This window comes from Pseudomonas koreensis, from assembly GCF_024169245.1.
Lineage (GTDB): Bacteria > Pseudomonadota > Gammaproteobacteria > Pseudomonadales > Pseudomonadaceae > Aquipseudomonas > Aquipseudomonas koreensis_F.
This window is the reverse complement of the sequence record NZ_JALJWP010000001.1, coordinates 3,510,169-3,523,597: the sequence shown is the minus strand read 5'-3', so window position 1 is coordinate 3,523,597 and position 13,429 is coordinate 3,510,169. Positions and strand designations below refer to the sequence as shown.

Genomic DNA, 13,429 nt, shown 5'->3' with positions numbered 1-13,429 from the left:
GAGCGTCATGCTGCGCGCGGCACCTTCATCAGGAGAAGAGACCATGGATATTTTGCAAAAACTCAGCGGACATATCCGCCGCAAAGGCCTGCGAGCGACCTTGGCGAAGATCCGCACAATGTACATTTTTTCCCATCGGCAATTGCTGTGGATGGAGCGGGATCTGGTCAGCCCCGTGCCGCCGCACAACCTCAAACCGTACCCGCCACTGCGCGTAATGAAGATCACCGCAGACAACGCCAGCGCCTTCACCCGTTACTTCGGCGACCGTGTCGGCGTCATGGCCGAGCTGGCCAATGAAGGTCACACCGGGCACATGCATGTCGATGAGCATGGCGATGCCGTGGCGTTTATCTGGGGCACGCCGCGCGATTATTTTGATCGGCATTACTACGGTTGCCGGTTCCCGGTGAAACCCGGCGAGTTCTTCGAGTTCGGTGGCGAAATGGCCCGCGCCTATTGGGGCACAGAATTGTCAGTCGATGTGCAAGTGCGCCTGTGGAAAGCCATGGCCGTGCAAGGCTGCAGCAAAGTGGTCGATGTCTGTGACTCCAGCAACATCCCGGCGCTCAAGCTGCACCTGCGCATGGGCTATACCGAACAACAGCGGATCACCCATATCTACACGCTGTTTGGCCGCTGGCGCTTCTACCGCGAAACCCGTTACAGCGGTTCGCGCCTGGCAGCGCTGCGCAAAACTTCCCGTCCACCTGTCCCAGCAACGGCGGCCTGAACCTATGGCGATGCGATTCGAATGGCGCACATCCCTGTGCGCGGCCGACTTCCCGGCAGAGGCCTGTGAGGCACTGCGCCTGCGCGTGGCCGACCACACGCCGTTCAACAATCTTGGCTGGTTGTGCGCGGCGGAACAGGCGCTGGGCGAGAATCAGCATCTGCACATATTGCTCGGCTGGGAAGCAGAGGCATTGCGTTTGTGCCTGCCATTGGTGGCCAGCCGCGAACGCTTCGCCGGTCTCAAGTTTCGGGTTTTGCATCACTTGGGTTATCCGCTGGCCGATCGGCTGGCCTTGCTGTCACTGCTCGGCAGTGAAGACATGCACAAGGCGCTGCTGCTGATCCGTGAGCGCCTGCCCCATGCGCTGCTGCAACTCAACGAACTGTCGGAACCTGCCGGCGAAGAGAGTGCGCTCACCGAATGGATGGCGCGCAGTTCCACGGCTGAGCGACGCCTGAGTTGCCGGGTGCCGGTGCATCTGATCAGCGACGCCGACCGCCAGGAAGTCACCGGCGACCCGCGCTACAAACTGCGTCGGGCGCGTAAACGGATTGTCGCATGCGGTGCGCAAATACGCCGGATCACCCCGGATGCGCTGAGCATGGGCGCCGTGTTGCAGACCATCAGCGAAGTCGAAGCGCTGAGCTGGAAAGGTGATGAAGGCGTGGGAATTTTCGCCACACCCCACAGCCGCCAATGGATCGAACGCGCCTTCACCGCCCTCGCCGGCCAAGGCCTGGTGCGCGTGGTGATGCTGGAGCTGAACGGCCGCTGCATCAGCTATCGGCTGGGCCTGCTCGAGCAGGGCCGACTCTACGACTACAACCTTGCATTTCTGCCGCAGCATGCCGATCTGGGCAGCGGCCGCGTACTGCTGGAGGAATGGATCCGCTGGGGCCTGGACGAGCAATGGCACTGGATTGATGCCTCGCGGGTCAGCCTGGAAAACTCCAGCCATCAACTGCACGAGCGCATGACCGGGCAACTGGAACACTGGCGCTGGAGCTTCTATTCATGGCGCCCCAGCGGCCTGCTGCTCGGCCTGGGGCTGCGTCTTTGGTACTGCGTCAAACCGGCCCTGCAAAAATGGCGCGCACAGCGTGCCGGCAGGCCGACAGCGGCAAATACATCCGCAATACAACCGGCAACATCATCCACCACACCTGGGCTAGCGCCTCGGAGAGCATCATGAACGTCATCGACAAACTGCTTCTGCGCATCAAACAAAAAGGCCTGCGCCGCACCCTTGGCGCTTTCGGCAAACGTTATGTCTTCGCTCACCGTGAATTGCTGTGGATGGAGCGCGATCTGGTCACGCCGATCGCGCCGAACAAACTGCGTCCCTGTGAAGGTTTACTCAGAGTCGACATCACCGAGGACAACGCCAAGGCTTTCAGCAAGTACTTTGGTGACCGTGTGCAGACCATGGCCGAGCTGGCCGCTGAAGGGCACACCGGGCACATGTACCTGGATCAGGAAGGTCACACCGTCGGGTTTGTCTGGGCCAGCACTCGCGACTATTACGATCGACACTTCTACCGCTACACGTTTACGGTCCAGCCGGGGGAATACTTCCAGTTCGGTGCCGAAATCACCCGACACTATTTCGGCAGCAGCCTGACCGTCGATGCCCAGACCGCACTTTGGCAAGTCATGTCTGCCCGAGGCTTCAAAAAAGTGGTGGATATCTGCGACAACGCCAATATCCCGGCCCTGAAGATGCATGTGCGCCTGGGCTATAAGGAACAAGGGCGGATCACCCATGTTTACGACCTGTTCGGCCACTGGCGCTTCTTCCGCGAAACGCGCTACAGCGAGTCAAGGCTGGAGGCACTGCGCAAGCCGGAAAGACCGGTGGTCAGTGCGCCGGCACAGGCTTGATCCGCTCTGGATATTTGCGGCGGTTTTGATGCCGTCTTCGCGAGCAGACTCGCTCCTACCGGGAATGCGTTTCCCTGTGGGAGCGAGCCTGCTCGCAAAGAGGCCAGGCGCACACGCAGCTCTCACAATCGATTGGCTGGTTGCCTACAAACTGTGACGACACTTCCAATATTCGGAAAAGACTTGGCCGACTGTTTGTCCGTATCCACTTGGATACAGTCGACTAATGACTTATCTTATCCAGCAAACCGCAATATTCCAGGCTTGGCACCGTTCGATTAGAGACTTGCGCGCCAAAGTGGCTATCGCCCGGCGTATTGATCGGGCGTCAACAGGTAATCTCGGCGACGCCAAATCGGTGGGCGATGGAGTCTCTGAGATGCGTCTGGATGTTGGCGCGGGCTACCGGGTGTATTTCACAATCCGCAATGGCGCAGTAATCATTCTGCTGGCCGGAGGCGACAAATCCTCACAAAGCGCAGACATCCGACGCGCACAAAAAATGGCAAAGGAGGTTTAACCATGAGCCAGACTTTGACGAATTTCGACATGGTCGCGCTGCTCGACAGTGACGAAGCCATCAGCGAATACCTGTCGCAGGTGCTTGCAGACGGAGACAGCGAAGAATTCCTTCGCGCTATCGGTTACGTGTTAAGAGCGCGAGGAATGACGCAGATCGCCAGGAATTCAGGCATGGGTCGTGAAAGTTTGTACAAGGCTTTTGCTCCCGGAGCGAAGCCGCGCTTTGACACAGTGCTGAAGGTAATTCATGCACTGGGCATCGATCTATATGCGCAGCCGGGGCACGTAGTCAATCACGCCGTTCCCTGAATTTTTTAGCGGTTGCAAGGCCGCCATCGCGAGCAGGCTCGCTCCCACACTGGATAGTCGCCGTACGCGAAACCAATGTGGGAGCGAGCCTGCTCGCGAAGAGGTCATAGGCTACACCGACAGACTTCAGGATTTGCTGGCGATCAAGGTAAAGCACATCGGCAGCTGCGCCTGCTGGTTCAGGTAGCAGTCATACACCTCTTCCCGGTTCGAATGCGCATATTCCTGAAAATCCACAATCCTCAGACCCGCTCCAATGGCGCCGCTGAAGATCGCGCCCAGCGTATGCACGAACCAGTACGACTTCGCCGCCGGTTGCTCGACTTTTCCTACATAAACGATCGGCTCTTCCTGCACAAACGGCTCGGCGCGGAAATACGAGCTGACGAGGCGCAAAGGATCTTCAGCCTGCGGATCAACCATCTCTAGAAACGGATGGGTTTCGTAGATCACCAGCTTGCCGTCCGGCTTCAGCACATGCGCGACATGACGGAAGAATTCGCCGATGTCAGGCATCCAGTTGAGTACCCCGATGGTGATTAGGGCGACGTCGAATCGGTTATGCAGTGACGCGGGGAGACGGTGGATATCACTTTCGATGAACTCAGCAGTGTGCGGCGAGCGGCTGTTGAGCTCGCGGGCCTGCTCGAGGAACGCTGCCGATTGATCAACGCCGACGACACTGCGCGCACCCAGCGCAAACAGCGACAGGCTTTCCCGACCGTTGTTGCAGCCCAGTTGAATCACGTCTTTGCCGTCGACTTCCAACAAGCCGCGCAAGGTGTCATCGAGACAGCAAAACTCCGCCTGCACGACATCGCTGAGCAATACCTGCCAGTCCGGTGAATCCTGATGATGACGGGCGGAATCGTTCCACGCCTGACGATTGCTTTCGATGGCGGTTTTGGGGTTGGGCACTTCCATGGCGCACTCCGGATGAGGCTCGTGATTGAGCGGCGTGAGTCTAGAACAGACCCGGAGTAGCGATTGTTGCAATGTTGTAAGCCCGCCACACGGCGCGAAACAGCGAGTCCTACAGAAAAAGGAAGGCACTCGGGAACCCCAACCGTTTTCCTACATCTCCCGTCGGTTGGCCGTCGGAAGCGCTCAGTCTAGGATTTGTCGAACTACAGATATTCATGGAGCTCGACCAAGATGCAGTTCATCCAGAGAACGACGACAGCTATCGAGAGCAAGATCTTCGCGGTTGATTCAGGATTTGAAATCGAAGGCCAGGCTGTAGGACATGATCGCTGGTTGCGAGCCAAGGTGCAGGCGTCCAGAGATGATCCCCATCCGAGCCTCCCCCATGAGGACGTGATGGCGGACATGCATGCCTTGATCGAATCCATTCGCTCAATCGAAAAGCGCCAGTTCCCTGAGAGTCCCACTATCAAAGATTCACATGACTCTGGTTAAGCCGCTCACGCAAAAACTCCACCAGTGCCTGCACCGGCCGCGAAGCCTGGCGATGTTGCGGATATACCGCCGACAAGGTCAGTGGCTCCGGGCGTAAATCATCCAGCACCGGCACGAGGCGCCCATCCTTCAGCGCCGCGCCGACGATGAAGGTCGGCAGGTAGGTAATCCCCATCCCCTGCACCGCCGCGTCCCGCAGCAGTTCGCCGTTGTTGACGCGCATGCGGCCGGTAACGTTGATCAGCAGCGGTTTGCCCGGCGCTTCGTTGAAGCGCCATTGCACCGAGCGCCCGTGGCCGTAAGGCAGGCAGTCGTGGCTGTGCAGGTCTTCGGGTTTGAGTGGCGTGCCGCGTTCGGCAAGGTAGGCCGGGCTGGCGCAGTAGACCCGTTCGATGCTGGCAATGCGTCGGGCGATCAGTGTCGAGTCTTCCAGCACGCCGATGCGCAGGGCCAGGTCGTAGCCCTCGCCGAGCAGGTCGACCGGGCGATCGCTCAAATCGACCTCGACAGTAACCTCGCGATAGCGCTGCAAAAATAACGGCAACAGACAACCCAGATGCGCCACGGCAAACGACAGCGGCGCGCTCAGGCGGATCGTGCCGCGCGGCTCGGCGGTTTCGCCGGCGATGCCCTGCTCGACCTGCTCGACTTCTCCGAGCAAACGCAACGCCGATTCGTAATAGCTCTGCCCCAGCGGGGTGACGTCGAGGCGGCGGGTCGAGCGATTCAACAAGCGCACACCGAGGCGCTCTTCCAGTTGCATCAAACGTCGGCTGACGAACTGCTTGGACAGGCCCAACTGATCGGCTGCAGCGGTGAAGCTGCCGGAGTCCATGACCTGGCAAAAAATACGCATGTCTTCGAACGGGTTCATTGTCACTCTCTGGTGGACAGTTAAACGCTTTATAGCCGCTTTTTCGCTTTTCAGCAGCCCATTAATCTGTGTTCACGGTTTGAAAACAACCCTCAACACAACGAGCTGCCGAAGGCAGCCATCTGATCGTTGGGACGCGGAGCGTCCCCGGCTGCATTCCCACGCAGAGCGTGGGAACGATCAGATCGCAGCCTTCGGCAGCTCCTACATCACACATTCAAAAATGGAATTGAACATGAGCATCAAGAAAACCCTCGCCGCCTCCCTCCTCGCCCTGTCCGTCAGCAGCGCCTTTGCCGCTGGCAACACTGGGGTCGAACACAACACTCAAGCATTCCTCGACGCCCTCGCCGCTGGCGGTGGTCGCCCGCTGGAACAGCTGAGCCCGAAAGACGCCCGTGCGGTGCTGACCGGTGCCCAGGCTTCGGTGAAGGTTGACCTGTCCGGTGTGGAAGTCAGCGACAAAGCTATCAAGGTCGACGGCCAGACCATCAACCTGAAAGTGGTGCGCCCGGTCAAGGTCAAAGGTGAGTTGCCGGTGTTCATGTTCTTCCACGGTGGCGGCTGGGTGCTGGGTGACTTCCCGACGCATCAGCGCCTGATCCGTGATCTGGTGGTCGGCTCTGGCGCCGTTGCGGTGTATGTCGATTACACGCCGTCGCCGGAAGCGCAGTACCCGACCGCGATCAACCAGGCTTACGCCGCGACGAAATGGGTGGCCGAACACGGCAAGGACATCGGTGTCGATGGCAGGCGTCTGGCGGTGGCCGGCAACAGCGTCGGCGGCAACATGGCGGCGGTCGTGGCGTTGATGGCCAAAGAGCAGAAAACCCCGGCGCTGCGCTTTCAACTGCTGATGTGGCCGGTGACTAACGCGCAGTTCGACGACGGCTCGTACCAGCAATTTGCCGAGGGTCACTTCCTCACCAAGGGCATGATGCAGTGGTTCTGGGACAACTACACCACCAACCCGGCCGAGCGTGCGCAGATCCACGCCTCGCCGCTCAACGCCAGCGCCGAACAGCTCAAGGGCCTGCCTGCTGCGCTGGTGCAGACCGCCGAGTTCGACGTGCTGCGTGACGAAGGCGAAGGCTACGCGCGGCATCTGGATGCGGCTGGCGTGCCGGTGACCTCGGTGCGTTACAACGGGATGATTCATGACTTCGGCCTGCTCAATCCGCTGAGCGAGATTGCGGAAGTCAAAGCGGCGGTGCGTCAGGCCGCGGCTGAACTTAAAACCCACTTGCAGCCTTAACGGCAAAAGATCGCAGCCTGCGGCAGCTCCTACCCTGGAATACCATTTCCTGCAGGAGCTGCCGCAGGCTGCGATCTTTGTTCTCACGAGCGTCGCGGAGTACCGGTCATGACCCTTTTCTACGCCCATCTGCTGTCCTGGAGCGCCGTGCTGTTGCTGCTCGACGCCGCACTCTGGCATTTCTCGCCCTTCACCCATCGCGCGCCGCGAGTCGGTGTGCGTCTGGCGCTGTTTCTGGCATTCAGCGCGCTGGTGATCAATGCCGGTGTCAGCCCGTTGCAGGCGCCGCTGTTCGCCGATGATCGCGTGGCGCAACTGGGCGCGACAGCGCTGGGGATTCTCTGGTGGTTGTATGCCGCCAGGGTGCTGACCGAAGTCATCGGCCTGGCGCTGATGCGCCGCATCGGTCACAGCGGTCGCTTGCTGCAGGACGTCATCGGTGCGCTGGTGTTTCTGGTCGCGATTGTCGCGGCGGCCGGTTACGTGCTGGAACTGCCGGTCAAAGGTCTGCTGGCCACTTCCGGGGTGGTCGCCATCGTGGTCGGTCTGGCGCTGCAAAGCACCCTCGCCGATGTGTTTTCCGGCATCGTTCTCAACACCACCAAGCCATATCAGGTGGACGATCTGGTAATGATCGACGGCGTCGAAGGCAAGGTCTTCGATATCGACTGGCGCGCCACGCACCTGCTGACCAGCGCCGGCACCATGGCGGTGGTACCGAACTCGGTGGCAGCCAAGGCGAAGATCGTCAACCTCAGTCGGCCGAGCAACATGCACGGCGTGTCGATCAGCATCCAGGTGCCCAACCACATTCGTCCGCGACGGGTGCTCGACGCCCTTGATCGCACCTTGCAGGGCAGCAGTTCGCTGTTGCTCAGCCCGGCGCCGAAAGCCGTGCTCAAAGAGGCCGGCGAAAGCATGTCGGAATACGTTGCCAGCGGTTTCATCGCTGAGCTGGGCAAGAAGAGCGAAGTGCGCAATCAACTGTTCGACCTCGCCCACCGCCATCTCGAAGCGGCAGGTATTTCCCGGCATCCCGACGGCGTGATCGAACCGTCGAGCCGTGCTCGTGCGCTGCTGGATGAGGTGAAGATTTTCCGCTCGCTGAGCAGCGAGGAACGTGATCGTCTGGCGGAATCGATGGTCGCGCAGCAGTACACGGCGGGACAGGTGGTGCTGGATCTGGACGAAGTGCCGGACAGCCTGTTCGTGATTGCCACGGGCGTTGTCAGCGCGACGGTGCCGGACGGCAACGGCCAGACCGAGGCCGGGCGCATGGGGCCAAGCGAAGTAATGGGTGAGCAGAGCATCCTCGCCGATACGCCGTCGCAGGCGACGTTCACGGCGCTGACGTCGAGCATCATCTATCGCCTCGACAAGCAGTTGACCCGAGAGTGCATGGACAAGCGCAGCGAAGTCGGCCGGGCCTTGAACAAGTTGCAGGCGGTGCGTCAGCAGAACAGTCGCCTCGCGTTGATGGCCAAACCGGTGGCGGTGAAAAAAGGTGGTTTCTTGGGTTGGTTGCAGAAGCGCTAACAGCAAAAGATCGCAGCCTTCGGCGGCTCCTACAGGGAAAATGCGTTCCCATGTAGGAGCTGCCGAAGGCTGCGATCTTTTGATTTTCTTACTTGGCAGTGAACTTGGTATAGCTGTTGATCAGGTTGCGATAGTTAGGCAGACGCTCGGACAGCAGATGCGCCAGGCCTTCCATGTCGTTGCGCCAGTCGCCCTGCAGCTCGCAAGCCACAGCGAACCAGTTCATCAGGTGTGCACCGGCGGCGGACATCCGCGCCCATGCCGCTTGTTGCACGGTGGTGTTGAAGGTGCCCGACGAGTCGGTCACTACGAACACTTCGAAGCCTTCAGCAATTGCCGACAGGGTCGGGAAAGCTACGCAAACGTCGGTCACGACACCAGCGATGATCAGTTGCTTGCGGCCGGTGGCCTTGATCGCTTTGACAAAGTCTTCGTTGTCCCAGGCGTTGATCTGGCCTGGACGCTGAATGAACGGCGCGTCGGGGAATTGCTCGAGCAGCTCAGGCACGATCGGGCCGTTCGGACCTGCGTCGAAGCTGGTGGTCAGAATGGTAGGCAGCTTGAAGAACTTGGCGATGTCGCCCAGTGCCAGCACGTTGTTCTTGAACTCGTTCGGCGAGAAATCCTGCACCAGCGAGATCAGACCGGTCTGGTGATCGACCAGCAGGACGACGGCATCATCTTTGTTCAGACGCTTGTAAGGAACGCTCATGGCAAAACTCCTGGATGGATGGTTGTTGCGTGAAGCGCCGGCCCTGATGACCGGCGCTTGTTTCGAACTCAGAAAGCGAAGCAGGAACAGCCGAACGCGCCCCAGAAACCGGCGAAATCACTGACCGGCGCATTCGACATCCGCGCCTTTTCATGGCTGTGGGTGTGCACGGCGCACGGCCCGCTGCACTGGTGAACCTGCGCCTGAAGTGGCGAGTTCGGACGCCAGTGGCCCGGGACTTTCACCACTGGCGACCAGTCCGGCAGTACCGGAATCGAACGCGGGCCGAGGTCTTCGAAATCGCCGGCGGCATAGACGATCTTGCCGCCGACCACGGTCATCACCGACTCGATCCACTTGATCGCTTCTTCTTCGACGCTGAAGAAGTCAGCGCTCAGCGCCGCCAGGTCAGCCAATTGACCGACGCGGATCTGGCCCTTCTTGCCCTGCTCCGAGGAGAACCAGGCGCTGCCGTGGGTGAACAGTTCCAGCGCGGTGTTGCGTGGCAGACCTTCTTCGTACAGGGCCAGACCGCCAACAGTGCGGCCGCTGACCATCCAGTACAGCGAGGTCCACGGGTTGTAGCTCGATACGCGCGTGGCATCGGTGCCGGCGCCGACCGGCACGCCTTCAGCGAGCATGCGCTTGATCGGTGGCGTGGCTTCGGCAGCTTGTTTGCCGTAGCGATCGACGAAGTATTCACCCTGGAACGCCATGCGATCCTGAATCGCAATGCCGCCGCCCAGCGCTTTCACGCGCTCGATGTTTTGCGGGGTGATGGTTTCCGCGTGGTCGAAGAACCACGGCAGACCGTTGAACGGAATGTCGCGATTGACCTTCTCGAACACGTCGAGCATGCGGCTGATCGATTCGTTGTACGTGGCGTGCAGACGGAACGGCCAGCGCTGCTCGACCAGGTGGCGCACCACCGGCTCCAGCTCCTGTTCCATGGTCTGCGGCAGGTCCGGGCGCGGTTCGAGGAAGTCTTCGAAGTCGGCGGCGGAAAACACCAGCATCTCGCCGGCGCCGTTGTGGCGCAGGTAGTCGTCGCCCTGATGCAACTTGACGCTGCCGGTCCAGTTCTGGAAATCGGTCAGCTCTTCTTTCGGCTTCTGGGTGAACAGGTTGTAGGCGATGCGTACGGTCAACTGGTCGTCTTTGGCCAGTTGCTCGATCACTTGGTAATCGTCCGGATAGTTCTGGAAACCACCGCCAGCGTCGATCGCACTGGTCAGGCCGAGGCGATTGAGTTCGCGCATGAACTGGCGGGTCGAGTTGACCTGATATTCCAGCGGCAGCTTCGGCCCCTTGGCCAGTGTCGAGTAGAGAATCATCGCGTTCGGCCGCGCAACCAGCATGCCGGTCGGGTTGCCGTTGCTGTCGCGTACGATCTCGCCACCCGGCGGGTTCGGCGTGTCGCGGGTGTAACCGGCCACGCGCAGCGCGGCGCGGTTGAGCAGCGCACGGTCGTAGAGGTGCAGGATGAACACCGGGGTATCCGGCGCCGCCTGGTTGATTTCTTCCAGGGTCGGCATGCGTTTTTCGGCGAACTGGAATTCGTTCCAGCCACCGACCACGCGCACCCACTGCGGGGTTGGCGTGCGATCGGCCTGATCCTTGAGCATGCGCAGCGCGTCGGCCAGCGACGGCACGCCTTCCCAGCGCAGTTCGAGGTTGTAATTCAAACCTCCGCGAATCAGGTGCAAGTGCGAGTCGTTGAGGCCAGGGATGACGCAGCGGCCTTTCATGTCGACCACTTGTGTGGCGCTGCCTTTGAGGGCCATGGCCTCGGCATCGTTACCGACGGCGACGAAGCGCCCGTCCTTGATCGCCACCGCACTGGCCAGTGGTTTTTCCCGGTCTACGGTATGAAATTGGCCATTGAATAAAATCAGATCGGCGCTCATCGCAGTTCCTCAAGCAAAAGTGAAAAGAAGCGAACCCCGCGCTCAGCGCGGCGAGGTTTCTTGGGAATCGAGGTGTTCATGGGCCTGGCTGGCTTCCAGCCACGGGGTGAACAAACGGGTCACCGGCGGCATCACCACGTACACCACCGAGACGACGATGGTCAGGGTGATCAGGAATGTGGCGACCACGTAGTTCGACAGGATCGGGTGCAGCGCCAGCAGCGGGCCCCAGATCAGCGGCACCAGCAAGGTGTGCGGCAGAATCACCAGCAGCGAGACCACGGCCTGCTTCCAGCGCGGCGGCGGCGAAGCGGCATCGGCCAGGGGGGAGAACCAGAACTCGTTGACCGGGGCGACTTCGGTCTGATCACCGTCAGCCAGCATCGGCGCAGCTTCGGCGACCAGCGCCTGACGCTCGGAGGATTCCAGCCAACCCTGCATGGCCTCGGTGGAGCTGAAGCGCAGCACGCAGGTATAAAAATCCAGACGCCCGCGCTCGCCGCGCACCACGTCCACACCCAGATGCCCTTCGCGCTGCCCGGCAACGCGCACGATGTTGCGCAGCCATGCTTCATACGCCGACTCGAAACCGGCCTTGACCGAGTGTTTGATGATCAACGTGACAGTCTCATCGGCCCCCGGTGCTTGTTGATTCAGGACTTCAGGCATAACGCAGCACTCCGGGCAAACGAACAGGAACCGCCAGCCGTCCAGGCCCGGCGATCAATACAGTGGTGAAAAGAATCAACAGCAACCAGCCGAACTGCCCTTCGGCCACACTCCATTGCGGATGCACGACCAGCAACGCCACCAGCAGCACAAAGAGAATAGGCAAGCAGGCCAATCGCGCCAGCACACCGGCGACGATCAGTAGTGGGCAGAGGACTTCGGCGAAGATCGCCAGGATCAGCGTCAGGTGGGCACCGAGGTGGAACGGATCTTCGATCAGTTGCAGTTGCGCGGTGAAGTCCAGCATCTTGGGCAAGCCGTGCACCCACAACAGAAACAACCCGCCGCTGACCCGCAGGAACAGCAACCCGATGTCGCGTGCCTGTTCATCCCTCGTAGCAATCATGACCCGACCCTTTGAATGTCATTGACGGGAATCATGCCAAGGCCGGCGCGGGAGAAATTGGATGGGTGTGCTTAGTTGATTCTGCAGCCAGTCACAAAACAGTGTAGGAGTGAGCCTGTTCGCGATAGCGGTGTGTCAGGCACCACAGGTACCGACAGAACTGACGCTATCGCGAGCAGGCTCACTCCTACAGGGGACCGACGTGTATCTGAGAACTGCGCTGGGATTTAGATCGCCGGAATATCCAGCGGCGCCGCCATGAACTGGCTGATCCGCGAGCGCAGCCACTTCTCCGCCGGATCGTTGTCATGCACCCCGCTCCACGCCATCGACAATTGCGCGGCATCGATCGGGAATGGCGGGTCTTCGGCACGCAGGGCGCAGCCTTCGACCAAAGCACAGGCGGCGTAATCCGGCACGGTGGCGATCATCTCGGTGCCAGCGAGCAAGGCACGCAAACCGCTGAATTGCGGCACACCGAGAACCACCCGGCGGCAGCGGCCGATCTTCGCCAGATCGAGGTCGATATTGCCGCTCAGGTCACCCGAGAACGACACCATCGCGTGCGGACGCGCGCAATATTCGTCCAGCGTCAACGGCCCCGGACGGTCGTCGCCGCGCAGCACTTTGCACGGAATATCACGCAGCTTCTTGCGCTTGGCATTGGCCGGCAGATCCGTGGTGTAACTGACACCCACGGAAATTTCCCCCGAAGCCAACAGCGCCGGCATCAACAGATAGTTGGCGCGGCGCACCACCACGACGATGCCCGGCGCCTCCTGCTGCAGCTGGCGCAACAATGGTGGAAACAGCCCGAACTCGGCGTCGTCCGACAAACCGATGCGGAACACGTCGCAACTGCTCGCCGGTTCGAATTCCTTGGCGCGGCTGACCGCACCGGAAATCACGTCCATCGCCGGTTGCAGCTCCTTGAGGATCGCCAGCGCCCGCGCCGTCGGCTCCATGCCGCGACCGTTGCGCAGCAGCAACGGATCGTCGAACAGATCACGCAAGCGCCCCAGCGCCGCACTGACCGCCGGTTGGCCCATGAACAGTTTTTCGGCGACGCGGGTCAGGTTCTTTTCGAACATCAGCGCTTCGAAAATCACCAGCAGGTTCATGTCGACGCGGCGCAGATCGTTACGGTTCATGGGCGTGGTTTCCTTATCGGTGTCAGACGCTTTTTGCCACTGGCGCTGGGCA

15 protein-coding genes are annotated in these 13,429 nt (G+C 60.6%); 8 read left to right on the top strand and 7 right to left on the bottom strand.

Annotated elements, in window-relative coordinates; genetic code table 11:
- Window positions 1–43: 43 nt before the first annotated feature.
- The 5 genes from J2Y90_RS15810 to J2Y90_RS15790 all read left to right on the top strand — a co-directional run bounded on the left by J2Y90_RS15810 (window position 44) and on the right by J2Y90_RS15790 (window position 3,448).
- Window positions 44–733 carry a GNAT family N-acetyltransferase gene (locus J2Y90_RS15810; RefSeq protein WP_253500761.1) on the top strand — a complete coding sequence of 230 codons (690 nt, stop codon included), beginning with the start codon at window positions 44–46 and terminating at the stop codon, window positions 731–733.
- 4 nt (window positions 734–737) lie between these two features.
- Complete coding sequence (locus J2Y90_RS15805; protein ID WP_253500760.1) at window positions 738–1,928, top strand: GNAT family N-acetyltransferase; 1,191 nt, start codon at window positions 738–740, stop codon at window positions 1,926–1,928.
- Window positions 1,925–2,617, top strand: a complete 693-nt coding sequence (locus tag J2Y90_RS15800; RefSeq protein WP_253500759.1) for an N-acetyltransferase — start codon at window positions 1,925–1,927, stop codon at window positions 2,615–2,617. The genes J2Y90_RS15805 and J2Y90_RS15800 overlap by 4 nt, the downstream gene beginning before the upstream one ends.
- Before the next feature lie 226 nt (window positions 2,618–2,843).
- Entirely contained in the window at window positions 2,844–3,137 is a 294-nt protein-coding gene (locus J2Y90_RS15795; RefSeq protein WP_076567390.1) for a type II toxin-antitoxin system RelE/ParE family toxin, read from the top strand.
- A 2-nt stretch (window positions 3,138–3,139) separates the two neighbouring features.
- Window positions 3,140–3,448: an addiction module antidote protein gene (locus tag J2Y90_RS15790; RefSeq protein ID WP_253500758.1), complete on the top strand. Its 309-nt coding sequence runs from the start codon at window positions 3,140–3,142 to the stop codon at window positions 3,446–3,448.
- A gap of 126 nt (window positions 3,449–3,574) precedes the next feature.
- Here J2Y90_RS15790 and J2Y90_RS15785 read toward each other — a convergent pair whose 3' ends face one another.
- On the bottom strand, window positions 3,575–4,372 hold the full coding sequence (locus tag J2Y90_RS15785; RefSeq protein ID WP_253500757.1) for a class I SAM-dependent methyltransferase: 798 nt from the start codon (window positions 4,370–4,372) through the stop codon (window positions 3,575–3,577).
- A gap of 231 nt (window positions 4,373–4,603) precedes the next feature.
- On the opposite strand from J2Y90_RS15785, the gene relB reads away from it, so the two are divergent.
- Window positions 4,604–4,867 (top strand): type II toxin-antitoxin system RelB family antitoxin, encoded by a 264-nt coding sequence (gene relB, locus J2Y90_RS15780; protein ID WP_301291662.1) that lies wholly within the window; start codon window positions 4,604–4,606, stop codon window positions 4,865–4,867.
- Here relB and J2Y90_RS15775 read toward each other — a convergent pair.
- Window positions 4,842–5,741 (bottom strand): LysR family transcriptional regulator, encoded by a 900-nt coding sequence (locus J2Y90_RS15775; RefSeq protein ID WP_024012435.1) that lies wholly within the window; start codon window positions 5,739–5,741, stop codon window positions 4,842–4,844. The genes relB and J2Y90_RS15775 overlap by 26 nt on opposite strands.
- A gap of 235 nt (window positions 5,742–5,976) precedes the next feature.
- Here J2Y90_RS15775 and J2Y90_RS15770 point away from each other — a divergent pair, with 235 nt between their 5' ends.
- On the top strand, window positions 5,977–6,996 hold the full coding sequence (locus J2Y90_RS15770) for an alpha/beta hydrolase (RefSeq protein ID WP_253500756.1): 1,020 nt from the start codon (window positions 5,977–5,979) through the stop codon (window positions 6,994–6,996).
- 108 nt (window positions 6,997–7,104) lie between these two features.
- Window positions 7,105–8,532 carry a mechanosensitive ion channel family protein gene (locus J2Y90_RS15765; protein ID WP_253500755.1) on the top strand — a complete coding sequence of 476 codons (1,428 nt, stop codon included), beginning with the start codon at window positions 7,105–7,107 and terminating at the stop codon, window positions 8,530–8,532.
- Window positions 8,533–8,620: 88 nt separating this feature from the next.
- On the opposite strand, the gene ycaC is transcribed toward J2Y90_RS15765, so the two are convergent.
- From ycaC to J2Y90_RS15740, 5 genes are all read right to left on the bottom strand, one after another.
- Window positions 8,621–9,244 carry an isochorismate family cysteine hydrolase YcaC gene (gene ycaC, locus J2Y90_RS15760; RefSeq protein WP_016774080.1) on the bottom strand — a complete coding sequence of 208 codons (624 nt, stop codon included), beginning with the start codon at window positions 9,242–9,244 and terminating at the stop codon, window positions 8,621–8,623.
- A gap of 68 nt (window positions 9,245–9,312) precedes the next feature.
- Window positions 9,313–11,151, bottom strand: a complete 1,839-nt coding sequence (locus J2Y90_RS15755; RefSeq protein WP_253500754.1) for an amidohydrolase — start codon at window positions 11,149–11,151, stop codon at window positions 9,313–9,315.
- Window positions 11,152–11,193: 42 nt separating this feature from the next.
- A complete protein-coding gene (locus J2Y90_RS15750; protein ID WP_253500753.1) occupies window positions 11,194–11,820 on the bottom strand; it encodes an antibiotic biosynthesis monooxygenase in 627 nt (208 codons plus the stop codon).
- Entirely contained in the window at window positions 11,813–12,226 is a 414-nt protein-coding gene (locus tag J2Y90_RS15745; protein WP_253500752.1) for a DoxX family protein, read from the bottom strand. Before J2Y90_RS15745 ends, J2Y90_RS15750 begins: the two co-directional genes overlap by 8 nt.
- A 227-nt stretch (window positions 12,227–12,453) precedes the next feature.
- Complete coding sequence (locus J2Y90_RS15740; RefSeq protein WP_016774077.1) at window positions 12,454–13,377, bottom strand: LysR family transcriptional regulator; 924 nt, start codon at window positions 13,375–13,377, stop codon at window positions 12,454–12,456.
- Window positions 13,378–13,429 lie beyond the last annotated feature (52 nt).